The organism is Thermodesulfobacterium hveragerdense DSM 12571 (assembly GCF_000423845.1).
Taxonomy (GTDB): domain Bacteria; phylum Desulfobacterota; class Thermodesulfobacteria; order Thermodesulfobacteriales; family Thermodesulfobacteriaceae; genus Thermodesulfobacterium; species Thermodesulfobacterium hveragerdense.
The window spans coordinates 113,531-137,556 of record NZ_AUIT01000002.1; the positions used below are offsets into that span (position 1 = coordinate 113,531).

The 24,026-nt window shown below is 36.2% G+C and carries 20 protein-coding genes and 2 tRNA genes; 11 read left to right on the plus strand and 11 right to left on the minus strand.

Annotation, left to right across the window (positions count from 1 at the left end):
- Positions 1-5 precede the first annotated feature (5 nt).
- On the plus strand, positions 6-827 hold the full coding sequence (locus tag G580_RS0101770) for an SDH family Clp fold serine proteinase (RefSeq protein WP_028840779.1): 822 nt from the start codon (positions 6-8) through the stop codon (positions 825-827).
- Here the strand turns inward: G580_RS0101770 and G580_RS0101775 are convergent.
- From G580_RS0101775 to G580_RS0101785, 3 genes are all read right to left on the minus strand, one after another.
- Positions 824-1,372, minus strand: a complete 549-nt coding sequence (locus tag G580_RS0101775; protein WP_028840780.1) for a macro domain-containing protein — start codon at positions 1,370-1,372, stop codon at positions 824-826. The two genes, G580_RS0101770 and G580_RS0101775, sit on opposite strands and share 4 nt — an antisense overlap.
- A gap of 28 nt (positions 1,373-1,400) precedes the next feature.
- A tRNA-Arg gene (locus G580_RS0101780) sits at positions 1,401-1,474 on the minus strand.
- A 33-nt stretch (positions 1,475-1,507) separates the two neighbouring features.
- Positions 1,508-3,439, minus strand: a complete 1,932-nt coding sequence (locus G580_RS0101785; RefSeq protein WP_028840781.1) for a methyl-accepting chemotaxis protein — start codon at positions 3,437-3,439, stop codon at positions 1,508-1,510.
- A 383-nt stretch (positions 3,440-3,822) separates the two neighbouring features.
- On the opposite strand from G580_RS0101785, the gene G580_RS0101790 reads away from it, so the two are divergent.
- Genes G580_RS0101790 through G580_RS0101815 form a run of 6 tightly spaced genes read left to right on the plus strand, consistent with a single transcriptional unit; the run spans position 3,823 to position 9,913 of the window.
- Positions 3,823-5,538 (plus strand): methyl-accepting chemotaxis protein, encoded by a 1,716-nt coding sequence (locus G580_RS0101790; RefSeq protein ID WP_028840782.1) that lies wholly within the window; start codon positions 3,823-3,825, stop codon positions 5,536-5,538.
- 14 nt (positions 5,539-5,552) lie between these two features.
- Positions 5,553-5,990: a ribonuclease HI gene (gene rnhA, locus G580_RS0101795; protein ID WP_038041292.1), complete on the plus strand. Its 438-nt coding sequence runs from the start codon at positions 5,553-5,555 to the stop codon at positions 5,988-5,990.
- The gene (locus tag G580_RS0101800) at positions 5,972-6,544 is read left to right on the plus strand and encodes a UbiX family flavin prenyltransferase (protein WP_028840784.1); all 573 of its coding nucleotides are present in this window, start codon (positions 5,972-5,974) and stop codon (positions 6,542-6,544) included. Before rnhA ends, G580_RS0101800 begins: the two co-directional genes overlap by 19 nt.
- A 39-nt stretch (positions 6,545-6,583) precedes the next feature.
- On the plus strand, positions 6,584-8,206 hold the full coding sequence (locus G580_RS0101805; protein ID WP_028840785.1) for a methyl-accepting chemotaxis protein: 1,623 nt from the start codon (positions 6,584-6,586) through the stop codon (positions 8,204-8,206).
- 56 nt (positions 8,207-8,262) lie between these two features.
- Positions 8,263-9,033: an oxygen-binding di-iron domain-containing protein gene (locus tag G580_RS0101810; RefSeq protein ID WP_156874761.1), complete on the plus strand. Its 771-nt coding sequence runs from the start codon at positions 8,263-8,265 to the stop codon at positions 9,031-9,033.
- 16 nt (positions 9,034-9,049) lie between these two features.
- Positions 9,050-9,913 (plus strand): methyl-accepting chemotaxis protein, encoded by an 864-nt coding sequence (locus G580_RS0101815; RefSeq protein WP_028840787.1) that lies wholly within the window; start codon positions 9,050-9,052, stop codon positions 9,911-9,913.
- Positions 9,914-9,920: 7 nt separating this feature from the next.
- Here G580_RS0101815 and G580_RS0101820 read toward each other — a convergent pair whose 3' ends face one another.
- Entirely contained in the window at positions 9,921-10,802 is an 882-nt protein-coding gene (locus tag G580_RS0101820; RefSeq protein WP_051172978.1) for a TIGR01777 family oxidoreductase, read from the minus strand.
- A 44-nt stretch (positions 10,803-10,846) separates the two neighbouring features.
- Complete coding sequence (locus G580_RS0101825) at positions 10,847-11,617, minus strand: undecaprenyl-diphosphate phosphatase (protein WP_028840789.1); 771 nt, start codon at positions 11,615-11,617, stop codon at positions 10,847-10,849.
- Between the two features lie 131 nt (positions 11,618-11,748).
- Here G580_RS0101825 and fmt point away from each other — a divergent pair, with 131 nt between their 5' ends.
- Positions 11,749-12,684 carry a methionyl-tRNA formyltransferase gene (fmt, locus tag G580_RS0101830; protein ID WP_028840790.1) on the plus strand — a complete coding sequence of 312 codons (936 nt, stop codon included), beginning with the start codon at positions 11,749-11,751 and terminating at the stop codon, positions 12,682-12,684.
- On the opposite strand, the gene G580_RS0101835 is transcribed toward fmt, so the two are convergent.
- The 5 genes from G580_RS0101835 to G580_RS0101855 all read right to left on the minus strand — a co-directional run bounded on the left by G580_RS0101835 (position 12,677) and on the right by G580_RS0101855 (position 19,039).
- Positions 12,677-15,259: a protein translocase subunit SecDF gene (locus G580_RS0101835; RefSeq protein WP_028840791.1), complete on the minus strand. Its 2,583-nt coding sequence runs from the start codon at positions 15,257-15,259 to the stop codon at positions 12,677-12,679. The two genes, fmt and G580_RS0101835, sit on opposite strands and share 8 nt — an antisense overlap.
- A gap of 19 nt (positions 15,260-15,278) precedes the next feature.
- Positions 15,279-16,112, minus strand: coding sequence for a metal ABC transporter substrate-binding protein (locus G580_RS0101840; protein WP_028840792.1), 834 nt, complete (start codon positions 16,110-16,112; stop codon positions 15,279-15,281).
- Between the two features lie 162 nt (positions 16,113-16,274).
- Positions 16,275-18,281 carry a hypothetical protein gene (locus tag G580_RS0101845; RefSeq protein WP_028840793.1) on the minus strand — a complete coding sequence of 669 codons (2,007 nt, stop codon included), beginning with the start codon at positions 18,279-18,281 and terminating at the stop codon, positions 16,275-16,277.
- 3 nt (positions 18,282-18,284) lie between these two features.
- The gene (locus G580_RS0101850) at positions 18,285-18,734 is read right to left on the minus strand and encodes a DUF3617 domain-containing protein (protein ID WP_028840794.1); all 450 of its coding nucleotides are present in this window, start codon (positions 18,732-18,734) and stop codon (positions 18,285-18,287) included.
- A 232-nt stretch (positions 18,735-18,966) separates the two neighbouring features.
- Positions 18,967-19,039, minus strand: a tRNA-Glu gene (locus G580_RS0101855).
- Between the two features lie 179 nt (positions 19,040-19,218).
- On the opposite strand from G580_RS0101855, the gene G580_RS0101860 reads away from it, so the two are divergent.
- The 3 genes from G580_RS0101860 to hisC are packed head-to-tail and all read left to right on the plus strand — an operon-like array spanning position 19,219 to position 22,227.
- Positions 19,219-19,965, plus strand: a complete 747-nt coding sequence (locus G580_RS0101860; RefSeq protein ID WP_038041295.1) for an ABC transporter ATP-binding protein — start codon at positions 19,219-19,221, stop codon at positions 19,963-19,965.
- A 16-nt stretch (positions 19,966-19,981) separates the two neighbouring features.
- The gene (locus G580_RS0101865) at positions 19,982-21,136 is read left to right on the plus strand and encodes a SufB/SufD family protein (protein ID WP_038041297.1); all 1,155 of its coding nucleotides are present in this window, start codon (positions 19,982-19,984) and stop codon (positions 21,134-21,136) included.
- A 2-nt stretch (positions 21,137-21,138) separates the two neighbouring features.
- Entirely contained in the window at positions 21,139-22,227 is a 1,089-nt protein-coding gene (gene hisC / locus G580_RS0101870; RefSeq protein ID WP_028840797.1) for a histidinol-phosphate transaminase, read from the plus strand.
- Here the strand turns inward: hisC and G580_RS0101875 are convergent.
- Positions 22,216-23,940 carry a bacteriohemerythrin gene (locus G580_RS0101875; protein ID WP_028840798.1) on the minus strand — a complete coding sequence of 575 codons (1,725 nt, stop codon included), beginning with the start codon at positions 23,938-23,940 and terminating at the stop codon, positions 22,216-22,218. The two genes, hisC and G580_RS0101875, sit on opposite strands and share 12 nt — an antisense overlap.
- Positions 23,941-24,026: the final 86 nt, after the last annotated feature.

Here is a 24,026-nt window from a genome sequence, read left to right on the forward strand (position 1 = left end):
ATGTTATGGTTGGTATAGGAGACCTTTTCTGGATTATCTTTTTTGCCATAGCTATGCAACCTTTTTTGAGACAAAAGTTCTTAGAAATAGCCAGACAAAAAGCCATAGAACAAATCGAAAAAAAGAGAGGTTCAAGGGTTATTTTGTTGGTTCATCGTCAAGAAAAAATGTCGTTTTTTGGTTTTCCTCTGATGAGATACATCGATATCAACGATTCTGAAGAGGTAATAAGGGCCATACATCTTACAGATAAAGACGTTCCTATAGATTTAATACTCCATACTCCAGGAGGATTGGTTTTGGCCTCTCTTCAGATCGCCCTTGCCATAAAAAAACATCCGGCTAAGGTTACAGCCTTTATTCCTCATTATGCTATGAGCGGAGGAACCCTTATTGCTCTTGCCTGTGATGAAATAGTGATGGATGAACACGCTGTGCTTGGACCGGTAGATCCTCAGTTAGGAGAATATCCAGCTGCCTCGATTCTAAGAGCAGTTAAAAGAAAACCTTTAGAACATATAGACGATAAAACCTTGATTTTAGCAGATGTAGCTGAGATGGCTTTAAAACAGATGAAAGAAAATCTAAAAGTAATCCTAAACGATAGATATTCTGAAGAAAAAATAAACACCTTAGCAGAAATACTGTCTCAAGGATACTTTACTCACGATTATCCTATTACTTATGAAAAAGCCTTAGAATTAGGGCTACCGGTGAGCAAAGACATGCCTATAGAAATCTATCAACTTATGAAATTATTTCCTCAACCAACCAAAACAACCTCTTCGGTAGAATACATACCTTTACCTAAAAAAGGCAAACCTTAAGCACCTTTAGAAGATATCAGCGATTTCAATGTTTCTGCAAATACTTGAAAATGTTCTTCTTTCCAGAGGACAAACACAATTTTTTGGGGGGATTTATGTTTTTTCAGAAAGTCACATACTGTTTTTAAGGCGATCTTTGCAGCCTCTTTTATAGGATAACCATAGGCTCCTGTGCTAAGAGCAGGAAAAGCAACTGAGTTGAGACCATAATCTAAGACTAATTTTAAAGAATTTTGGTAGGCCTTCTTAAGAAGTTCAGGTTCACCGCTTTTTCCGTCTCTGTATATAGGACCTACTGTATGAATAACATATTTTGCCTTAAGGTTCCCCCCTTTCGTGATTACTGCCTCACCGGTAGGGCATTTTTTATATTTAGCCCTAAGTTCTTCAAGAATTACAGGCCCACCTTTTCTATGAATGGCTCCGTCAACCCCTCCCCCTGGAATAAGTTCCTGGTTAGCCGCGTTAACTATAGCCTCAGTTTCTTGTTCAGTAATATCTCCTTGGATTAATTCAATTTCACATCCTTCAATATAAACCTTCATGGTTTTACCTTCCCTTTTTAAGGTAAAACGGGTCTGGGGGGATTTGAACCCCCGACTCCTGGCTCCGGAGGCCAGTGCTCTTTCCAGCTGAGCTACAGACCCATCACCTTTAAATTATACCTTAAACAAATACTTTTACACCTTAACCCCTTCAACCGCCCTGTTTAATTCCATAATAACATTTTTAAGTACTTCTATTTCTTCTATAACTCTATCGTTTAATTCTTTTATTTCAACGGCAAGTTGACTTGACTGAATAGCAGCCTGAGCAACCTCATTGCTTGCAACGCTTTGTTCCTCTGTTGCCGCTGCTATCTGATTGATAGCATCTCTAACCTGAATGCTTGATTGAGCAATATTTTCAAGAACATCTTTAATTTTCGTTAAAGCATTTAATGCCTCTCCTACTTTTTCCACCGTGGTATTCATGTTGTCCATAGAGTTTTTAGATTCTTGTTGAACGGCTAAGATTCTATTTGCAATATCTTCGGTTGCCTTTATCGTTTTTTCAGCAAGCTTTCTAACCTCTCCTGCAACCACCGCAAAACCTTTTCCATGCTCCCCAGCTCGCGCTGCCTCTATCGTTGCGTTAAGTGCAAGGAGATTTGTCTGGTCTGCTATGTCTTTAATCATCACAACTATATCTCCTATTTCGTTTACTCTTATGTTTAAAGTATCCAAGGTTTTCTTAAGTTCATCTGTTGCTTGAGTGGTTTCATGAATTATTACCATAGACTCATCTGCTAACCTTGCTCCTTCTTCTGATACTTTTTGGGATTTATTGGCTAATTCTTGAGCATAATGAGCGTTTTTAGCAACATCTGCAATGGTTGCACTCATCTCCTCTACTGCTGCTGCAATCTGATTTGCCTGGTTGGTCTGAAGGTCTATTTTTTTCTTTACAGAATCAACGTTCCCCAGAAGATTCTCTACAACCTCATAAACGGTTGAGGCTGAACTTTTAATCTGTTTTACCAACCTTTGAGTGAACTCTTCAACCTTGATAACTGCCTGGGCGATAAGACCGATTTCATCTTTTCTATTTCTGTACCCCTTTCCAAAACCAATTCTGCTAAAATCACCCTTGGCTACCTCTCCAAGTTTTGCTGCCATGTCTGGAATTGGATTCAAGCTTCTTTGAGTGAGTACATAAATAAGTATTCCTATAGCAATGGCTGCTAAAATATTTAAAACAAACATGACATTTCTAAAAGTATAAGACACCCCATAAATTTGACTCTTAGGAACATTTATAGAAATTAACCACTTAAAACCAGAATAAACTTGAGCTATAGAGACATGTTTTTCCCCGTTTATCTTTGTTTCTACAGCTTCCCCTTCTTTGGCTTTTGATAGTTTTTCTATACTTTCTTTTCCTAAATCTTTTCCAGCAATAAGTTTAGGTTCTCCTTTGGCAACATCATACACAGACACAAACCCTCTTTCTCCTATCTTAAGACTGCCTAAATAATTTTTAAACTCATTAATGACAGGAGTGATATCAAAACCTATGAAAAATACGCCTATTACAGCTCCGCTTGAGTCCTTTACAGGTACATATTTAGTCATATACTCTTTACCAAAAAGGGTAGCCTTTCCTACATAGGTTTCTCCCCTTAACAAACCTTGATATGCAGGATGATTCCTATCTAAAGTCGTCCCAACTGCACGGGTTCCATCTTCTTTTTTAAGAGAGGTTGCCACTCTTAAAAAATCGTCTCCTTCTCTTTTAAAAATGGTTGCTACACTTCCGCCTGTGATAGCGGTAAACTTATCACAGACATCGTTGCTGGGATTACTAATACTTGGTCCTAAAGACATATAAACACTCATAAAACGGTCAGCTGAATACCTTGCAAACTGGTCAAAGGTTTGTAGTTCATGGATAATCGTTTTAAATTCAAGGTTTAAGGTTGCAAGTTCTTTCTTTTTTATAGAAGAACTTGTCTGAAAATAAAGAACAGCCGCAACTATAGAATACACTAACAAAATAGAAACAAGAGCTAAAACAAAAATCTTTTTACTTAAAGATAAACCATCTAAAACATTTTTACCCCTTTCTCCCATTTCCTCCTCCTGGAATTAAATAATATATCATTATTTATACTTTTCATTAACCTTTTATTATAATTAACATTTTATTATAAAAACAGGGTCCTAAAAGTCAAGCAATATTGACATAAAAAAGCTAAGAGCTAAAAGATAAAAAAGTAACATGCACTACTAAAGAATATTCAAAAAAGAAAGAATTCACAAAATTGTTTGTTAAAATTTTATATTAAAAGGTACAACTTAATACTTATAAGGTTAATCTATTTTAAAAAACATAATGGCAAAGCGGTAAAAATATTCAATTGTTCAAAAAATCACATATCCTAAAATTCCTTTTTAAATTTTTATAAAATTTAAGAATAGAAAAAGTATTCAAATATTGGTAGGAGGTGGGGAACATGAAAAAGTTTGAAAATTTGAGTATAAAAAATAAGCTTTTGCTTTTAGTCTTTTTTTCTTTATTTGGTTATATAATATTTTTCCTTTTACAATCTACTTACTTAAAAGAATCTATTCTAAAAGAAAAAAAGGTAGAACTAATTCAAAAAGGAGAGATGGCCTTATCTATAGTAGAATATTACTACAGTCTTTATAAAGCTGGGAATCTTACCGAAGAAGAGGCTAAAGAAAAGGCAAAGCTTGCCATAAAAAACTTACGTTATGAAGAAAGAACTAACTATTTCTGGATAAATGATGGAAGTCTCCCCTATCCGATAATGGTAATGCATCCAACGGTTCCTCAGCTTGAAGGAAAACCTCTTTCTGACACCAAATTCAACGTAGCATACAAACGACAGACTGACCTTAATGCAAAAGAGGAAAAGGTAAACAATCAAAATCTTTTTACTCTTTTGGTAGAAACTGCAGGTAAAACAGGACAGGCTTTTGTTTGGTACAAATGGCCTAAACCGTTAAAAGGGGGAGGAGTAACTAAAGAAGTTTATCCTAAACTTTCCTATGTCGTAAAGTTTGAACCATGGAACTGGTATATAGGAACAGGGGTTTATATTGATGATGTCGATAAAGCTTTTATACAAGCTATGAAGAGAAATAGTATAAAAACTGGCTTAGCTGTGTTAATAATTTTACTTATCACAGGATTTTTGGCTATTTTATCTGTCCGTTCTATTTCTATACCAATCTCTGAATTAGAAGAAAAAATAAAAAAATTTGGACAGGGACATCTAAACATCGAGTTTAAAACCCAAAGAAAAGATGAAATAGGTAAAATTGCTAACAGCTTAGATGATGCTATTAGCAACCTCAAGGGAATTCTTTTAAGTATCAAAGAAGTTTCAGAAAGTCTTTCTGATTCAGCCAATGGTCTAACTGAAGTGTCTAATCAGTTCAAAATAAGCCTTGACCTCCAAACCCAGCAAGCAACCCAGATTGCCTCTGCTGCAGAAGAAATGTCCATTACTGTGGTTGATATCGCTAAAAACACGACAAGCATTTTAGAAGAAAGTAAAAAAACAGCAGAAATTGCCAAAGAAGGTGAAACCTATATTTTAAAAACCGCAAATGAAGTTAAAATAATAGAAAAAACAGCAGAAAAACTAAAAGAAGTCATGTATAGTTTAGAAGAAAGGACCAGGGCAATAGAGAGTGTGGTAGAGTTTATCAAGGATGTGGCAGAGCAGACCAATTTACTTGCATTAAACGCAACGATTGAGGCAGCCCGAGCTGGAGAGCATGGAAAATCTTTTGCGGTTGTTGCAGGGGAGATAAGAAAATTAGCAGAAAGAACTAACAAATCAACCGATGAGATAGCAGGTGTTATAAGGGAGATAAAGGGAGTGGTAGAGGAGGTGAGTAGGGAGGTAGAGGAGATAGGTGCTAAGGTTGAGAGTGGTGCAAGGCTTAGTGAGGAGGCATCAGGGATTCTTAGTAGGATAGCAGATGCGGCAGAAAGATTGCAGGAGATGATACAGAGCATTGCAAGTGCGACAGAGGAGATGAGTGTGACAGCAGAGGCTGTAGCAAAGGATGTGGGCAGTGTGGCAGAGGCAGCCAAGGAGCTTGAGGCAGGGGTTGAGCAGGTGGTTGCTACAACGACTGAGGTTGCCAAACTTGGGAATGAGCTTAAGACCGCGGTAGAGAAATTTAGGGTTTAGTTTGTATAAAGTTTATGATAAAAGTTTATGTAGATGGGGCTTGTTTGGGGAATCCAGGTCCTGGAGGCTGGGCGGTTTTGATTTTAGATGATGGTCGAGAACATTTGATTACAGGTGGGGAAGAAGTAACCACCAACAACCGGATGGAGCTTGAGGCAGTCCTCCAGGCCCTTTCTTTTTTTAAACAACCTACTGAAATTACCATTTTTTGTGATTCAGAATATGTGATAAAAGGTGCAACACAGTGGCTTTCTAACTGGAAGAAAAAAGTTTATAGGACTGCAGACGGAAAACCGGTTAAAAATAGGGACTTATGGGAAAAACTTGATGAACTTCTCAAGTTTCATAAGGTTTCTTTTCAAAAGGTTTCTGCCCACAGTGGAGATCCTTTAAACGAAAAGGTAGACCAAATAGCTAAGAAAAGTGCTCAGAGATGGAAAAAAGATATTTAGTAGGTATAACAGGGGCAAGTGGAGCGATTTATGCAAAGTTTTTTTTACAGGAACTAAGGGAGTTAGGGGTTAAAACTGAGGTAATTATTACAGAGGCAGGAAAAAGGGTTTGGGAGGCAGAGTTAAACTCTTCGTGGGATGGTCTAAAAGATTTAGCTTTTAAGGTTTATCAGGAAAGGGAAATTTCAGCTCCACCTGCCAGTGGTTCTTCTTTATATTCTGGGATGGTGGTCATACCTTGCAGTATGGGGACGTTAGGGGCTATTGCTCATGGAGTTTCAAGAAATCTGCTTCAAAGGGCGGCAGACGTGATGTTAAAGGAGAGAAGGCCTTTAGTTTTAGTGGTGAGAGAAACCCCTCTAAACTTTATTCACATAAAAAACATGGAAGCTTGTCTTAAGGCAGGAGCTGTTATTTTTCCAGCCATGCCCTCGTTTTATCAAAGACCTAAGACTTTAGAGGAGCTGGTAGACTTTTTTGTGAAAAGGCTTCTTATGTTTCTGGGTTTTAACCCCCAAGGTTTTAAGAGCTGGGAAGAAATCTGCGAAAGTTAACTTGGTTATAAGGTAAAAATAAAAAAATAGGAGGTAAAGATGTTTAAAAACTGGAGTATTACCAAAAAGCTTCTTGCAGGTTTTGGTGTTATCTTTTTTATAGTCGGCCTTGTATCTTTCTATACTTTATATTCTTTGTTTATTGTGAAAAAAGACGTTCAGGATTTAGGAGAAAGAGCGGACAAGCTCGAGATGGCTGCTAAGGTTAGAAGAGAGACTATGGTAGGTGTTCACTATAACGTCACCAAACTTCTTTTAACGAATGATCCGGAAAAAAGAAAGGAGTATTATAACGAAATCCTTAAAGCTCGAGAGGAGTATAAGAAAGCTATGGATTTTCTTAAGTCTGTTACCCGATCAGAGGAAGGAAAAAGACTTTTGCAAAACGTGCAAGATTCTATAGTTTCAGCAAGAGAGTTAACCAACAAAACCCTTGAACTTGTCTTAGCAGGTAAAACTTTGGAGGCTATCTCTTTTTATGAAAAAGAGGTGATTCCTAAAACCAAGACGATTGAAAAAGCTCTTAACGAGCTGGTTGCCTTTTATGCAAAAACTGCTGACGAAAGAGGTCATGAAGTATCAATTTGCATCAAACGTCTTTTTGTTATTTTGTTTGTATTTGGAGGAATTTTTATAGTTATTTCTTTGGTTGTAGTTTTTGGTGTGACTAAATCTATCAGGGGTTCTATCGAGAGGTTAAGGCAGGCTTTGGCAAGGGTAAGGGAAGGGGATCTTGCGGTTGAGATAGCTGTTGACAGTCGAGATGAAATAGGAACGATGAGTGCTGACCTCAGAGAGGCATTAGTTAGCATTAGAAATCTTATAGATGAGGTCAAGCATGTGTCAGTTGCCCTTGCTGGGTCAAGTGAGGAGTTATCTGCCATAACCAAGCAGTTTAGTGCAAGTATTGAGAATCAGACTCAAAAGGCAACTCAGATTGCAAGCGCAGCAGAACAGATGTCTATTACGGTGGTTGACATAGCTAAAAACACAACCAACATACTTGAAGAGAGTAAAAAGACAGCTGAGATTGCAAGGGAAGGGGAGAACTATACTTTAAAAACAGCAAATGAGGTTAAGGTAATAGAAAGGAATGCAGGGAAGTTGAAGGAAGTTATGTACAGTTTAGAGGAGAGGACCAGGGCAATAGAGAGTGTGGTAGAGTTTATCAAGGATGTGGCAGAGCAGACCAATTTACTTGCATTAAACGCAACGATTGAGGCAGCCCGAGCTGGAGAGCATGGAAAATCTTTTGCGGTTGTTGCAGGGGAGATAAGAAAATTAGCAGAAAGAACTAACAAATCAACCGATGAGATAGCAGGTGTTATAAGGGAGATAAAGGGAGTGGTAGAGGAGGTGAGTAGGGAGGTAGAGGAGATAGGTGCTAAGGTTGAGAGTGGTGCAAGGCTTAGTGAGGAGGCATCAGGGATTCTTAGTAGGATAGCAGATGCGGCAGAAAGATTGCAGGAGATGATACAGAGCATTGCAAGTGCGACAGAGGAGATGAGTGTTACGTCTGAGTCAGTAGCTAAGGATGTAGGTAGTGTGGCGGAAGGAATACAAGAACTAAAAAGAAACATCTTTTCCCTTCTTGAAACCACGGAAGGTATAAAAAAAATGGAAGAAGAACTAAGAAAAAAAGCCTCTATTTTTACCCTTTAATTTTTTTTAATTTTGATTATAATGTTTAAACAATATTAATTTTAAAGGAGATTTGTATGGATAGAGAAACCTTGATAAAAGGAATGGTGCTTTATGAAGATATCGACCACAAGTTTATCTGGTTAGGATGGGAAGAAGAGGAAGAAGAAGGGTTGGTACAGACTAATCAATATCTGATCATAAATAAAGGAAAGGGGATTCTTCTTGATCCAGGTGGGGTGTATGTTTTCCCTCGGGTTTTAGCCGCTGTTGCCAACTACATAAATATTGAAAACATAGAATATATCTTCTTTTCCCATCAAGACCCTGACGTAAGCTCAGGACTAATTACCTGGTTGGAAAACACCAACGCCAAGGTTTATATCAGCAAACTTTGGACAAGGTTTATTCCCCATTTTGGTTACAATTCTTTAAAGCGGACCATTCCTTTAGAAGATAAAGGGGGAGAATTAACTTTGGGTTCAGGTGATAAACTTTTGTTTATACCTGCTCATTTTCTTCATTCTAAGGGAAATTTTTCCATATTTGATACGCGAAGCAAAATTTTGTTTTCCGGAGACATAGGGGCTGCTGTTTTTCCTAAAGGCCAGAGATATCTTTTTGTAGAAAACTTTGAAAACCATGTAAAACTTATGGAAGGTTTCCATAAAAGATATATGGGAAGCAATAAAGTATGCAAAAAATGGGTTAACTCAGTCAAACCTCTTAATCCAACCATTATAGCTCCTCAACATGGAGCAATTTTTAAGGGAGAGAATGTAAAGAAATTTCTCAACTGGTTTGAGAACTTAAGTTGTGGGCTTGACATTATAGATCAAATTTATTAACCTTTAGGGGAAAAACATGTTCAACTTTTTTAAAAAAGAAACCAAAGCATTTAATCTCACTTCAACTTTTTCCCCCTACCCTATCAACCTAAGAAAAGTAGCACAAAAACTTTGGAAATTTTCTTACATAAAAAGTTTGTCAAATTATGTTTCTAAGGCTCTTATAAAAGCTTTACAACTTTCACAAGAATCTGGTAAATATATTTCTTCTTTGGTAGAAAAGTTTAATTTTGCCATCCAAACCCTTTCAGAAAAAATATTACCCATAAAATCTGAAACAGATAACTTGGTAAAAAAATCTGAGGAGTCAAAAGAAAAGATAAACGTTATGATAGAAGAGGTAAAAGTTATAGAAAGCAGCCTTAAAAATTTTGTAGAGACCTCAAAAAAAATGCAAAACTCGTTCCAAGAAATCAAAAATTCTTTGACAGAAATTCATAACATCGCAGACCAAACGACTATCTTGTCCCTGAACGCATCTATTGAGGCTGCTCGAGTGGGATTAGCTGGAAAAGGTTTTACTGTGCTTGCTGAAGAAATTAGGAAATTAGCTAACAAAACCAATCAGTTTGCTAAACACATTAACGAAAGCATCCTTTCTGTAGAAAAAAACATCAACTTTTTTACCACCTCGATCTTTGCCCTTAAAGAAAGCTTAGATAAAAGCATCGCAACCTTAAAGGAACTATATTCTTTTATAGATTCTAACCATCAGATGGCTGAAAATGTAGAAAGATTGATAAATGATATGTTTTTAGCCATAGAAGAGCAAGTTAAAATTACAGAAGAGATTACTCAAAACATGGTTAACCTTTCAAAAAATTTAGAAATTACGGAGAAGCAACTTCAATCTATAGTGATACAGTTTAAAAAGATTTAAAAAATTGTTATTTAACTAAACTTTCCAAAGCCCCCTTTATCTCAGGGTAAATAAATTTAAAATCGTTTTGTATCAATCTTCGAGGATGAGCCTTTATATTTGCAGTTATACTGTCTGCCAACTCACCTAAAAACAACTTTAAGGCAAACATAGGTACCCTAAAGAAAGCTGGTCTTTTTAAAACCGTAGCCAGGGCTTTAGTAAACTCTTTGTTGGTTACAGGTTGAGGGGAAGTAAAGTTAAAAACTCCTTCAAGGTCTTTTTCTATGAGAAAAATCAAGCCGTTTACTAAATCACTTATATGTATCCAAGAAAACCATTGTCTCCCATCCCCCAAAGTTCCACCTAATCCCCACTTAAAAACAGGTAAAACCTTGGCAAGCATACCACCTTTACCAAGAACGATACCAAAACGGGTTATAGCTACTTTAACTCCATACTTCTTAGCAATTTGGGCCTGTTTTTCCCATTCTATGCATACTTTTGCCAGAAAATCATTTCCTGGTTGAGAGTCTTCGTCTACGGATTGATCTCCTTTATCTCCATAATATCCTATGGCTGAGGCATTTATCAAAAAAGCGTCTTTTTTTAAAGATTTTACGATGTTTTCTGTAGACTTAACTCTGCTTTCTAAGATTAGCCTTTTATAGGACTCTGTCCATTTTCCAAAGATGTTTTGTCCTACCAGATTGATTACCACGTCAAAATTGGAAACCTCAGCTTGCCAACTTCCTGATTTCATAGGGTCTCCCAAAATAAAATCACAACCTGAAAACCGAGACCTAGCCTTTTCTAAATCCCTTACCAATAAAGTCGTACTGAAACCTTTTTTTATCAGTTCAGGCACTAAAGCTCCCCCAACAAAGCCTGTACCTCCAACTACCAGCACTTTTTTTATAGTAATAACCTCAAGTTTTTCTCCTATAAAACATTTTAAAATAAAAACATCAGAAAGTAAATAATACCTATAAAAATACGGTAAACTCCAAATATAAAAAAACTATGCTTAGAAATAAAACTCAGAAAAGTTTTGATAGCTACCAGTGCCGTAAAAAAAGCAAAGATAAAGCCTACTAAAAGGACTTGCCAATCTTGAAAGGACATCTCGGAATATGATTTGATGAGGTCATAACTGGTAGCCATAAGCATCGTTGGTAAGGCCAGAAGAAAGGAAAACTCAGCCGCAGCCTTTCTGTTAAGACCAACCACCATCCCTCCTATGATGGTAGCAGCTGAACGAGAAACTCCAGGCATCATGGCTAAAGACTGAAAAACCCCTATTAAAGGTATTTTCTTTAAACTAAGCTCTTTTACATCAGACAACCCATTATCTTTTTGAAGAAATCTGTCTATAAATAAAAGCACTACCCCTCCGAAAATCAAGTTGATCACCACTAAAAGGTCGTTGCCTATAAAAAATCTTTTGATTATCTTATAAAGTAAAAACCCTAAGATCCCTGTAGGAATAAAAGCCAAAATAATCCTTTTCCAAGTTTCCTGATCTTTTAAAAGTTTTTCGTAATATAGAGATAAAACCGCCAAAATAGACCCGAGTTGTATGGAGATTTCAAAAGTCTTGGTAAAGTTAGTGTGAGGAATGTTTAAGATATGAGCAGTCAAAATAAGATGGCCTGTGGAAGAGACAGGCAGAAACTCGGTTAGTCCTTCTACTATGCCTAAGATAGCAGCTTGAATAAGATCCATAAAACCTCCTCCTGCTGTTAGAATCTTTCAAGATAAGAGTTTAATCTTCTATTTTATTTTAAGCAAATTTTGTTAAACTTGTGTAAAGATACCTGATTTCAAAGGTTATTCAACCTAAAAGAGGGATTAAGATGGAAAAATATCGTATAGTTTTTTTTGGTAGTCCAGACTTTGCGATACCACCTATAGAGGGACTGCATGAAAATGAAAACCTTATAGCAGTGGTTACTCAACCAGACAAACCCCAGGGAAGAGGTTTAAAAACCCTACCCTGTGTGGTGAAAAAATGGGCTTTAGAAAAGGGAATTTATGTGTTAGACCCTCAGAAAATAAAAGGAAATGTTGAATTTTTTAAAATTCTAAAGGAACTTGCTCCTGACCTGATCGTGGTTTGTGCTTATGGTAAAATCCTACCTAAGGAAGTTTTAGAAATTCCGAGATTTGGATGCTGGAACATACATGCCTCTTTGCTTCCTAAATACAGAGGTGCCTCTCCTATCAACTGGGCTATTTTACAAGGAGAAAAAGAAACAGGGATAACCATCATGCTTATGGACGAAGGATTAGATACTGGTCCTATACTTTTGCAGAAAAAGATTCCGATAAATCCAGAAGACAATGCCCAAACCTTAGCTCAAAAGCTTAGTGACCTTGGTAAAGAGGCTATTTTAGAAGCTATAAATCTACATAAAAAAGGATTAATTAAGCCTATCCCTCAACCTGAGGGGGGTGCCTCTTACGCACCTTTATTAAAAAAAGAGGATGGATTTTTTACTTTTAAAGAGCCTGCTTGGTTTATCGAGAGAAAGGTAAAGGCCTTTGTTCTTTGGCCTACAGCCTATACCTACATCCAAGGAAAAATCCTTAAGGTATATAAGGCTAAAGCCTTAGAATCAGAAAATAATACCCCAGGAGAAATACTAAGGATAAACCAAGAAGGGGTATTAGTAGGCACCTCCCAAGGTGCCCTTCTTTTGATGGAGGTCCAGCCAGAGGGTAAAAAACGAATGTCTGCGTTTGAGTTTGCCTGTGGTAAAAGGTTAAAACCTGGTGACCTCCTTACTTAAACTGGGGAAGCTTACCTTTGTGTAAAACCTGTAATAAAGGTGAAGCCAAGAAAATAGAACTATAAGTCCCTACTATAAAACCTATCGTTAAAGTTAAAGCAAAATCTCTTATCACTATTCCTCCAAACAAAAGGAGACTCAAAGACCCAAAAAGGGTGGTCAAAACGGTGATTATCGTCCGAGAAAAAACGTCGTTTATACTTTTGTTGATAAGCTCATCAAAGTTGGCAAAACTATGTTTTTGTAAATTTTCTCTGATACGGTCAAAGATTACCACCGTGTCTGTCAAAGAATAACCTGCTAAGGTAAGAAGGGCTGTGATAAAAAGAAGGTTTATCTCTTTCCCTAAAAGATAAAACAAACCAAAAGTTACTAAAACATCATGAAAGGTCGCCAATCCGGCAGCTATACCAAAATAAACGTTAAACCTAAAGGCTAAATAAACGATAATTCCTACTAAAGCTCCCAGAATAGCTAAAGTTGCTTTGTTTTGAAGTTCTTGACTAATGGTAGAACCTATTTCCTCTTTAGAAACTACATTAAATTTATAATCAGTAAGTTTCTGATTCAAAAGAGAAAGAATATGATTTACCTCTTCTGTAAGGCTTTCTTTACTAAGTTTTACCTTAAGAAGGATCATGTTTTCTTTCTTTATATCTTGTAACATAAAATCTTTTATTCCGCTTTCTTCTAAGGTTTTTCTAAGGAGGCCTAAGTCAGGGGTTTTTTCACTACTAAGATAAATAATAGCCCCTCCTGTGAAGTCGATACCTAAATTGGCTTTGCCTAAAAAGGCTTGCAATATTCCAAAACAACCGGTTAAGGAAAGAATTAAAGACATTATCGCACAGCTCTTTTTAAACTTCATGAAGTTAAAGTTGGCTTTTTTAATCAATTCGAAAAATTTTATCCTAAAATCGATACCCCTTTCGTACAGATATTCATAAAAGATTTTGGTTGCAAAGATTGCGGTAAAGAGGTTTACTAAGATAGAAATAGATAGGGTTACAGCAAACCCTCTAATAGGACCTGTACCAAAGATGAATAAAATTAAAGAAGTTATAAGCACAGTTACATGGGCGTCAAAGATGGTTATAAAAGTTTTTGAATATCCCTGGAAAATGGCAGAAAAAGTCGTCCTTCCCGTTTTTAACTCTTCTCTTATCCTTTCAAAGATAAGGACGTTTGAATCAACCCCCATTCCTATACTAAGGATAATGCCTGCAATTCCTGGAAGTGTAAGGGTGGCTTGAAAAGCAGAAAGTAAGGCTAAAAGAAAGTAAATATTTAGAACTAAAGCTATTACAGCAACTATACCTGATATTCTGTAATAAAAAATCGTAAAAATTATAACCGCTGCTGCTCCTATGACCCCTGCTATCAATCCTTTTTTGATCGAGTCAGTCCCCAAAGAAGGTCCTATGGTTATGTTTTGCAAGATTTTTACCGGAGCAGGTAAAGCCCCTGCTCTTAGGACCAGTGCCAGGTCAGAAGCTTCTTGCATAGAAAAACCACCTGTAATCTGGGCCTCTCCTCCAGAAATCTTTTCTTTTATCACCGGAGCTGATCTGACTACCTCATCAAGCACGATAGCTAAACGCTTACCCACGTTTTCTGAGGTGATAAGTTCAAATATCTTGGCCCCTCTTGAGTCAAACTGAAGCCATACATAAGGTTCGTTGGTTTGAGGATTAACTCTTACCTGTGCTATTTTTAGATAAGTACCTGTTAACAAAACCTCTTTTTTTAACACTATTGGGTTTTTGATAACCTTTCCTGTTTCTTTATCTTTCTCAACCATAAAATAAAACTGGGAGTCTTGGGGCAAGTAAGGGGCAAGTAGTTTTCTCCACTCCTCTATCGAAGCATCTAAGGAAATTTTACCGGTTTGTACCAAAGAATTTACTAACTCTGATAGATCAAGCCTTTGCATCGTTTCTTCGTCTACCAACCTAAACTCAAGTTGTGCGGTTTGGCCTATGATGTTTATGGCTCTTTCTGGGTCTTTAAGACCAGGTAACTGAACTACTATCTTATCTTTCCCCTGTTTGGTGACGATTGCTTCTGCAACCCCAAACTGGTCTACCCTATTTCTTATTACCTCTAAAACTTGGTTTAAAAGGTTTTCTTTTATATAACTGATACGTTCTTCTGATAAGGTTACCTCAACTATAAATAAATTTCCTTGTTGATACTCTTTGGAAATTGCTATCTCTTTTATTCCCTTTAAAACCTCATCTTTAAAAACCTTCACGTCTTTTGGGTCTTGAAATTTAAAAACAGCCTTTAGGTTATCGATCGATACCTCATAAGGAGAGGAAACCAATTTGTTTAGTTGTGCTTTAATGTCTTGAACATAGTTTTCAAACTGATTTTGCATAGCTTTATCGATGTTTGGTTGTAATACTAAATGAACCCCACCCTTTAAATCAAGACCAAGCTTAAGCTCGCCTCGATAGACATATTTTTTAAACCAAGGAGGAAGGTTGGGCACAAAGGTAGGTAAAAGCAAAAGAGCCGCAAACCCGATTAAAAAAAGGAGAAAAAAGAGTTTTATTTTAAGTTTAAAAGACAACTTTTACCTCCTGTAAAAGCTATTTTCCACAACCTAAAGCATGACTTAACCAGCTTAAATTATAATCCAAAAGTTCGGTAAAGCTACCTTGAAATCTATAAGTTCCTCCAGACCAAAGTGTTACTACTTTTACGCCTTTACTTTTGAATAAAGAGACATAGTTTTCAAACTCTGGGTCAGTAAGAAAAACTATCTTAGGGTTTCTTTTTTGTACATTTTGAAGCATTTCTGTAAGGTTTTTTGCGCTTGGCTCTCCTTCTTTATGATGGCCTTTAATCAACGTTTTCTCCTTTATTCCACAAGGTGTTAACAAATAATTAAACACAGGGTGACCTAATATGTACACTTCTTTATACTGACAGTTTTTTAAACCTATGATTTTGGCTTCTAAGAGCTTTACAGTCTTTAGAAATTGTTGCAATCTTTCCCGATAAAAGATCTTATTCCCAGGATCCCTTACCTCTAAAAATTGAACCAAATCAGAGGATAAACTTTTTACCCTGTTTAAGTCAAACCACAGATGTGGGTCAGCAAACCTTGTTTGCCCTCTGGCAAGGCTCAGTAAAGGCTTGTTAGCCCTTATCTGGTAAACTTTGTTAGCCCAGTGTTCTGTGCCTACGATCACCATGAGGTCTGCATTTCTAATTAAGTTCCATTGAGAAAAGGTAGGCTCAAAACTATGAAAATCTCTTTTTTCAGACTGTAGCGTGATCACATTTTGTTTGGTAGAAACTATTTCCTTAATTAATTTTTCTAAAGCTGAATTTGAAACCACAATGTTTAAACTATAGGCCTCTGTAATCAAAAAAATCATAAAAAAACACAAACTACATAAAATCCTGAAGAACCTCATAAGGTCCTCCTGATGTTTAAAGATGATTCTTTTAAAATATTTTTAAAATAACAGGTTAGTTTGCTTTGTCAATCGCTGAAAAATCTTGGATGAAGTGCCTAAAAATTGAACCCCCTAACCTGATAAAAAATATTTGACAGTAAAGTTAGGGGTTTTAAAAAGTTAATATCCTGAATCTGCTCTTATTACCATATAAAATACGCTCCATTGCAGATTTTTCTGATTGACAGGGTCTTTGTAGATATCTGCCCTTCTTATAGACAGATGGTCGTAGTTTCCAGCTGAAGAAAGCAAAGATCTATCCATGGGAGGCGGGTTCCCGTTCCCTGTGGTAATCTGAAGTAGAGATTGATGGTCAAAATAAGAAAGATAGGGAGGATAGAGGTCATCACTTTTAGCAGCTATCTTTTGAAAGATTACTATGGTATCCCAAATAGCCCCTACATTTTTGATGGCCTCATCCCATTTTTTATCATATATGGCTTTAGCTAAAGAAAGAGCTCCTGTGGTGGCGTTAACGATTTCATCCCTGCTGGGAGAGCCTGAATCTTTTTCTAAAACCATATATAGAAAAATAAGCGGCGCGTCTACTTCTATAGCCTCCGTTTTGTTGGATCCACTTCCGTAGACGTTAACATCCTTAGAAAAAAGCCAAGTATCTCCTTTTCCTACCCCTTTTCCTTCATCTGTTCTTCCACAGCTTTCATAGGTTGGACCAAAAGCAGCCCATACCACATAAGGTTCTTCGTCGTCGCAACCTCTTTCCCAGCCTTCGTCATCAGCACAACGATGAGACATAATTCCTAACACCCTGATCTTATATTTTTCGTTGGAACCTAACTTTTTAACCACTAAACTTTTATCACTCCAATCTCCAATTCTTTCGTCCATAGAAAACACACCAACCCATAACCGAAGTTCCTTTTGATTACTTAATTTAGGTAGGGTTAAAGCATAACTGCCTGTATTAGGAATGTCTGTTATGGTATGTTGACCACCTTCCCACCTTAAAACTATTTTTACTTTTTGCTGGTAATTTACATTTTCCCATCTTATGTTATAGGTTTTCCCTTCTTCCCATGTTTCTTCTCCATTAGGATAGATTATATGGATTCTTGGGCCTTCAGGAGTCATTTTGTCAACTTTACTGTCAAACCTTTTCAATGTCTGGATTTTTTCTATTTTTAAAAATTTATTAATCGTTTCTCTTTTAACGGGTTTGGTCTCTTCTATTTTTAAGACTTCTTGATTTACGATCTTCTGCTGGATTTTATTTTCGTATTTAACCAGCGTATCAGAAACATTGACCACTAAGTTCTGAGGAACCCTCAAACTTGACAAATTTTTAGCGAAACTTTCTTCGAACTCAGACTGCCCTCCAGGATAACCCTTTAAATGCCTTTTAAGAAGTTGTGAGACTATCCATAACATCTCAGGATTTTTGGTATTTTCTATAGCCTCTTCGATCTCTTTTTGTTGTTTTTGAAGTTGATAAGCTACCTTTTTAGTATGGTCGGTAGAAGAAACATAAACTGTGCCTTTGATCAGGTTAGCACTTTGATTTTTTAAAACCCCTTTAGCCTGTTCAAACACAGAAAATTTGTTATCTAACTTTAGCCAGAATTTATACCTGCTACTTAATTCGTTTTCAGGATAAAAGATTCTTTGACCTAATACATTATTCTCTATCAAAAGGATAAAGGAGAGATCTTTAACCTCTAATTGTTGGTTCTGCTCCTGAATCAAAGACTGCAAAACATTTTCTATTTTTTGAGGATCAGAAACAGGCACTTTTTTTAATCGTAGTTTTTGCAAAGAAAGGGTTATGTTTTCAGGAACAAACTTAACCGAAATTTCTGTTCCTCCTGCTTGTAGAGGAATATAAAACTCAATGGCTTCCCCTGGTTTTAATTCAACTTTAAACTGAGAAAACTTCACCGCATCAGAAGGAACCGGGTCTGTTTCCCCTAATATTGGTTTCTTAGGAACTAACCATTCAATTTTTAATGGTTTAACTACCTTTTGCGAGGCAGGACCAACTTTTTTTATTTCTATCTTAGAAGGCTTTGTTTGCTCCAAATTTTTTAAGGTTTGCGCATTAAGAGCTTGAAATGTAAAAACAAAGAAAAACAACCAAAATAAGCCTAAAAAAAGAGAAAATTTTTTCATGATTTACCTCCCGGGATCACAAGTTCCAACCCATTTACCCTGAATCTTTTGGACAAACTCTACGTCTTTACTTTTAACTACCAACCTTCCTTCAAACTGCTCTCCTTTATAAACCAAAGATCCTTCATTAATCACCTTTCCTCCATCATCTTCTTTGCATTCCATAACCCAAGATACGCTGTTTCCTTTTATCTCCTTTTGCTTATAGGCACAATTTGAATTAGAAGCACCCAGACTTTGTTCTTGTATAGGGATAAAATTTTCCTTAGTAAGACATTGAGTATAAACCTGCTTAGGCAAGTTTATAGGATAAGAGGAAGATTCCATATCTATCGATATTTCCCATTTTCCATCTTTTAAATCAATCCCTGGACTTACCCTTGGCTCTTTTTTACTACAGGCTGTTCCTAAAAGTCCCAAAAAGCACAACATAAAAAGACATAGCTTCTTCATGACATAACCTCGTAAATGAAATCAGTCTATATTTACAGTATAAATACTTTTTACAGATAAAGTCAAAACGGATTAAACCAGATTAAAAAACTTTTTGAGGTTTTTTCTTTATTTTTTAGATTTTTTTAGAATTTTTTATAGTTTTATAAAATTATAAAAAATGTTTTTTTGAAAAACAAAAGGGTTTAAATATCAAGGACACGATAAGAATTGTAGAAAAATTTTTTGAGAACGCCCCCAACGGGATTCGAACCCGTGTCTCTGGCGTGAGAGGCCAGTATCCTAGTCCACTAGACGATGGGGGCTTTATGAAGTCTCCAATATTTTAAAAATATAAACGGTTTCCCTCTTTTGTCAAGGTAAAAATAAAAAATATGTAGGCTTAAATAGTATGTCATTTTGCGTTTAGGCTTATTGACTTTTAAGAATTTTATATTAACTTGCTAAACATAAGAGAGGTATAATATTTTAGAGGGGGACGTAGATGTCAGTTTTGTTAGAGATAGAAGACCTATGGGTAGAGGTTGAAGGGCGAGAAGTTTTAAAGGGTATATCTCTAAAAATACCTGTAGGAGAAACCCATGTAATATTTGGTAGAAATGGTTCAGGGAAAACTTCGTTGTTGATGACTATCATGGGTTTTCCAACCTATAAAGTAAAATACGGAAAAATATATTTTAAAGGTGAGGATATAACCGACCTTCCTCCTTATGAAAGAGCTAAAAGAGGTATAGGGATTATGTTTCAAAGACCTCCTACCATAAAAGGGGTCAAGCTAAGGGATATTTTAAAACTCTGTGCCAAGGAAAACAACGTTAAGATCGAAGAGCTTGCAAGAAGTTTTAACTTTGAAACCTTCCTTGAAAGAGAGGTAAACAAAGGTTTTTCCGGGGGGGAAATTAAAAAAAGCGAACTTCTTCAGCTGCTTGTTCAAAACCCAGATTTAGTATTACTTGATGAGCCAGAATCTGGGGTGGATGTAGAAAACCTAAACCTTATCGGTCAGATGATAAAAAAACTGTTGCAAAAAGATACCCCTCACAAGCCAAGGACAAAAAGTGGTTTGATCATTACCCATACAGGTTTTATTTTACAGCATGTAGCAGCGGATTTAGGATATGTTATCATGGAGGGAGAAATCTACTGTACAGGAAATCCCATAGAAATCTTTGAGGGTATTCAGAAGGTTGGGTACGAAGGTTGTAAAAACTGTTTAAAAAGACTGGCTTAATGGGAGGAAAAACAAGATGGCTGAAGATAAACTGCTTAAAGAGTTTAAATCTGCAAAAGAAGGTAACATACCTAAGGACCTTTCCGAACTTTCTGAAGAAGAAAAGGAAAGGTTAAGGTTTTTAGGGCTTGATTCGTCTTTAAAAAGAGAGGGAGAATACGTTCAGATAGACGCTAAACCTGTGGTTTGTAGAAAACAGGTAGAAGGCCTTGAGATACTTCCCATAACAGAGGCTCTTAAAAAATATGATTGGTTATCAGACTATTACTGGAAGCTTTTATCTCCGGAAAAAGATGAATTTACCAAAGCTACAGCCGAAGACCTTGATGATGGTTATTTTATCAGGGCTCTTCCAGGTTATAAGATAGTCTATCCTGTGCAAACCTGTCTTTACATAAGGACTGAAAAAGTAGCTCAAAAGGTACATAACATCGTAATAGTAGAAGAAGGGGCAGAGTTAAACTTGATAACCTCTTGTTCGGTTCATCCTCATGTAGAATCTGCTTTTCATATAGGGGTTTCAGAGTTTTTTGTAAAAAAAAGAGCCAAGCTTACCTTTAGCATGCTTCATGTCTGGGGAGATCAGACCATCGTTAGGCCAAGAACTGGGGTTTTGGTAGAAGAAGAAGGATCCTATATTTCTACCTATGTAAGTCTTTATCCTGTAAAAGACATACAAACCTCTCCGGTTTGCAGGTTGGTTGGAGAAGGGGCTAAAGCCTCTTTCGCAAGTATCATCGCCAACCAGCCAGGTTCAAAAATAGACATAGGAGGAGAGGTCTGGTTGGAAGCACCTAATACCAGGACTGAAATCATCTCAAGAACTGTGGTGTATGGCGGAGAAAACATCGCAAGAGGTAAAATCGTAGCCAAAGCTCCAAAAGTCAAAGGACATTTAGAATGTCAAGGGCTTATGCTCTCTGACGAGGGTATCATGAGGGCTATTCCTCAGCTTGACAGTTATTTTTACGACGTAGAATTAACCCACGAAGCAGCGGTAGGTAAGATAGCTAAAGAAGAGGTAGAATATCTTATGGCAAGAGGATTAAGTGAAGATGAAGCAACTTCTCTTATAGTAAAAGGATTCTTAACCGTTAAGGTTGAAGGTATACCTCCTACTTTACAAAAACAAATCGATAAGGTTCTTGAAACTGCCAAACTTGGGTTTTAAGGATGGACTTTAAACCTTATTTAAAACAACTAACTCCCTACCCTCCTGGGAAGACGATAGATGAAATCAGAAGAGAGCTTGGGATAGAAGGTCCGGTTTACAAATTTAACTCCAACGAAAATCCTCTTGGACCTTCTCGCAAGGTGGTAAAAGTCATAAAAGAATTGGCTAAAACTGTTAATCTATATCCAGAGGCAAGTTATATAGAACTAAAAAGAGCCCTTGCTAAAAAGTGGGGGCTATCACCAGAAAACTTTATCCTTGGAAATGGTTCTAATGAGGTGATCGAACTTGTTTTTAAGGCGTTAATAAATCCAGGCGATGAAGTCCTGGTAAGTCAACCCAGTTTTTTGATGTATGAAAAGTTCGCTCAAATTTATGGGGCTAAGGTCAAGGTTGTCCCTCTTGATAACAAACTTAAGCACGATATACCAGGTTTGTTAAGAAATTTGTCTAACAAAACCAAAGTGGTGTTTTTAGACCACCCAAACAACCCCACAGGTAGTGTCTTAGACAGAAAAGATTGGGGCATTTTTTTTAAAAACCTTCCTGAGAATATCCTGGTGGTAATAGATGAAGCCTACGGAGAGTTCATAGAAGACCCTGAAATTCCCTTAGGTATAGAGTTTTTGAAAAATGGTTTTAACGTTTTAGTGTTGAGAACCTTTTCTAAGGCTTACGGTCTTGCAGGATTAAGGTTAGGATATGGTATGGCTGAAAAAAGTTTAGCTCAGCTTTTAGACAGTTTGAGACAACCTTTTAACCTTAATCTTTTTGCCTATAAAGCTGGGCTGATTGCCTTAGAGGACCGGTCTTACCTTAAGAAAAGCCTAAAAATCGTAAGAGAAGGTAGAAGATATCTAACCCAAGAACTTTCTTCTTTTGGTTTTAAGGTATATCCTTCCCAGGCTAATTTTATCATGGTTGATTTTGGTAGTGTTTGTGAACACTTATATCAAGGGCTGTTAAGAAGAGGGCTTCTTTTAAGACCTCTTAAACCTTATGGGTTTCCAAACTCATTAAGGATTACCATAGGACTTCCTGAACAAAATCAGCTTTTGGTTAAAAACATAAAAGAGCTACTTGGTTAAATAACTCTTTACAAAATCTTCTATGCTCATCGGTTTAACCAGATAGTATCCTTGTAAATAGTCTATCTTATTTTTTACCAGCATTTCCATTATCTCTTTATTTTCTACAAATTCTGCTATCGTTTTAATCTTTAAATCCCGTGCCAGTCTTATTATACCTTTTAACACCTTTAAGTTATCTTCAGAATGAAAGGAGGCTTTAACAAAATCTCCGTCGATTTTTATAAAATCAGGCTTAAACTTTAAAAGATATCCAAAAGAGGCATGTCCAGCTCCAAAGTCATCTATGGCTAAAAGAATGTTGTTTTGTTTGGCCTTTTCTTTTATAAAAAACACAAGGTCTATGAAATCTATAAGAGAGGCTTCGGTCACCTCTAAAACCAGTTTAACCTTAAATTTTTGAACAAGATCTATCCATTGTTCCATTTCATAGATTAATCTTTCAAACTTTTCAAAAGAGGTGATAGAACGATTGATAAAAATCATGTAGTTTTTAAACTTATAAAATTTTAGACAGTCTTTAAGCTTTTTAAACATAACCTCTTCTAACCTGTCTAAATAGTTTGATTTTAAGGCAAACTTAATAAATTCTCCTGCAGAAATGAACCTTTTTTCTTCTTCACAGAAAACCCTGATGAGGACTTCTCCTCCTATAACCTCTTGAGTTTTAGCTGAAAATATAGGCTGAACAAAGGGAAAAACAAGTTCTTTTTCTAAAGCTTCATCTAAAAGATTTTTGATCCTGTCAAGCTTTTTTATTTCCAAGTAGTCTTCCTCAGAAAACATAACCCATCGATTTTTTCCCTCTTCTTTAGCTTTTTTAACAGCAATTTCTGCTTTGATTAAAAGATCTTTGGGATCTTTACCGTGTTTAGGATAAACGGCCAGTCCTAAAGAGATGTTAAACCTTACCAGCTCAACCTTTTGATCTTTTATAAGGGTAAAATGGTAGTTTTCTGTGACTTGAAACACCTTTTTAATGGTGGAAAAAGTCCTTAAAAAATTTTTATCGTCTGTCAAAATAATCCCAAACCTATCTCCTTCAAACTTAGCCAACCAAAACTGATCTTCTTTTATGTTTCTATAAAGGTGCTTAGCAAAATCTTCTAAAACTAAATCTCCCACATCAAAACCATATCTAAGATTTATTAAATAAAAATCATCTATGTCAAAAAGGATAAAAGAAATAGTCTTTGCTTCTCCTCGTTTTATAAGCTGGTCCAATTTTTCTAAAGATTCATTTTTAGATAAAAATCCATATAGCTTGTAAAGATTAACCTCTACCGGAGTTTCAGTAGAGACCTCCTTTAAATAAACTTCTATCTCTTTATCTAAGGTTATGATATGAGAAAAAAGCCAATTTTTTAGAAAATTAAATATAGATAAACACAACTCTTTTAAATTCTCTGGTTTTTTTCCTTCCAATTTCTTATAAAGTTCATCAAGTTTTTCTACAAAGGTTTGATGTGATTTTTTATGTAGTTCAAGTTTGGGGTAAGCATGAGCCTTCATAAAAGCTTCTTCGGTTTCAAAATGATATCGAGCATAATCGTATAATTCTTGAAAAGTGTATAAAAGCTCATCTTTAGAAATTTCTGGGTTAAAAACTATGTTTTCGTATAATCTGTTTATGAGATTGACAAGCATCTTGTGTTGATTATCGATGCTTTCTATCCCTATCTCCCAGGTGTGATCCCAATCTATGTAAGACATAGGATCTCCTTTTTAAGGCGTTATTTTTTATAATTAATTTTAATATAGAAACTTAATCTTGTTAAGTCTAATTAAGTTTTATAGGT

Excerpts from the sequence above, each read along its gene's own strand:
- G580_RS0101770 (WP_028840779.1), top strand. The coding sequence starts at position 6 with ATGGTTGGTATAGGAGACCTTTTCTGGATTATCTTTTTTGCCATAGCT.
- G580_RS0101775 (WP_028840780.1), bottom strand. The coding sequence starts at position 1,372 with ATGAAGGTTTATATTGAAGGATGTGAAATTGAATTAATCCAAGGAGAT.
- G580_RS0101785 (WP_028840781.1), bottom strand. The coding sequence starts at position 3,439 with ATGGGAGAAAGGGGTAAAAATGTTTTAGATGGTTTATCTTTAAGTAAA.
- G580_RS0101790 (WP_028840782.1), top strand. The coding sequence starts at position 3,823 with ATGAAAAAGTTTGAAAATTTGAGTATAAAAAATAAGCTTTTGCTTTTA.
- rnhA (WP_038041292.1), top strand. The coding sequence starts at position 5,553 with ATGATAAAAGTTTATGTAGATGGGGCTTGTTTGGGGAATCCAGGTCCT.
- G580_RS0101800 (WP_028840784.1), top strand. The coding sequence starts at position 5,972 with ATGGAAAAAAGATATTTAGTAGGTATAACAGGGGCAAGTGGAGCGATT.
- G580_RS0101805 (WP_028840785.1), top strand. The coding sequence starts at position 6,584 with ATGTTTAAAAACTGGAGTATTACCAAAAAGCTTCTTGCAGGTTTTGGT.
- G580_RS0101810 (WP_156874761.1), top strand. The coding sequence starts at position 8,263 with ATGGATAGAGAAACCTTGATAAAAGGAATGGTGCTTTATGAAGATATC.
- G580_RS0101815 (WP_028840787.1), top strand. The coding sequence starts at position 9,050 with ATGTTCAACTTTTTTAAAAAAGAAACCAAAGCATTTAATCTCACTTCA.
- G580_RS0101825 (WP_028840789.1), bottom strand. The coding sequence starts at position 11,617 with ATGGATCTTATTCAAGCTGCTATCTTAGGCATAGTAGAAGGACTAACC.
- fmt (WP_028840790.1), top strand. The coding sequence starts at position 11,749 with ATGGAAAAATATCGTATAGTTTTTTTTGGTAGTCCAGACTTTGCGATA.
- G580_RS0101840 (WP_028840792.1), bottom strand. The coding sequence starts at position 16,112 with ATGAGGTTCTTCAGGATTTTATGTAGTTTGTGTTTTTTTATGATTTTT.
- G580_RS0101845 (WP_028840793.1), bottom strand. The coding sequence starts at position 18,281 with ATGAAAAAATTTTCTCTTTTTTTAGGCTTATTTTGGTTGTTTTTCTTT.
- G580_RS0101850 (WP_028840794.1), bottom strand. The coding sequence starts at position 18,734 with ATGAAGAAGCTATGTCTTTTTATGTTGTGCTTTTTGGGACTTTTAGGA.
- G580_RS0101860 (WP_038041295.1), top strand. The coding sequence starts at position 19,219 with ATGTCAGTTTTGTTAGAGATAGAAGACCTATGGGTAGAGGTTGAAGGG.
- G580_RS0101865 (WP_038041297.1), top strand. The coding sequence starts at position 19,982 with ATGGCTGAAGATAAACTGCTTAAAGAGTTTAAATCTGCAAAAGAAGGT.
- hisC (WP_028840797.1), top strand. The coding sequence starts at position 21,139 with ATGGACTTTAAACCTTATTTAAAACAACTAACTCCCTACCCTCCTGGG.
- G580_RS0101875 (WP_028840798.1), bottom strand. The coding sequence starts at position 23,940 with ATGTCTTACATAGATTGGGATCACACCTGGGAGATAGGGATAGAAAGC.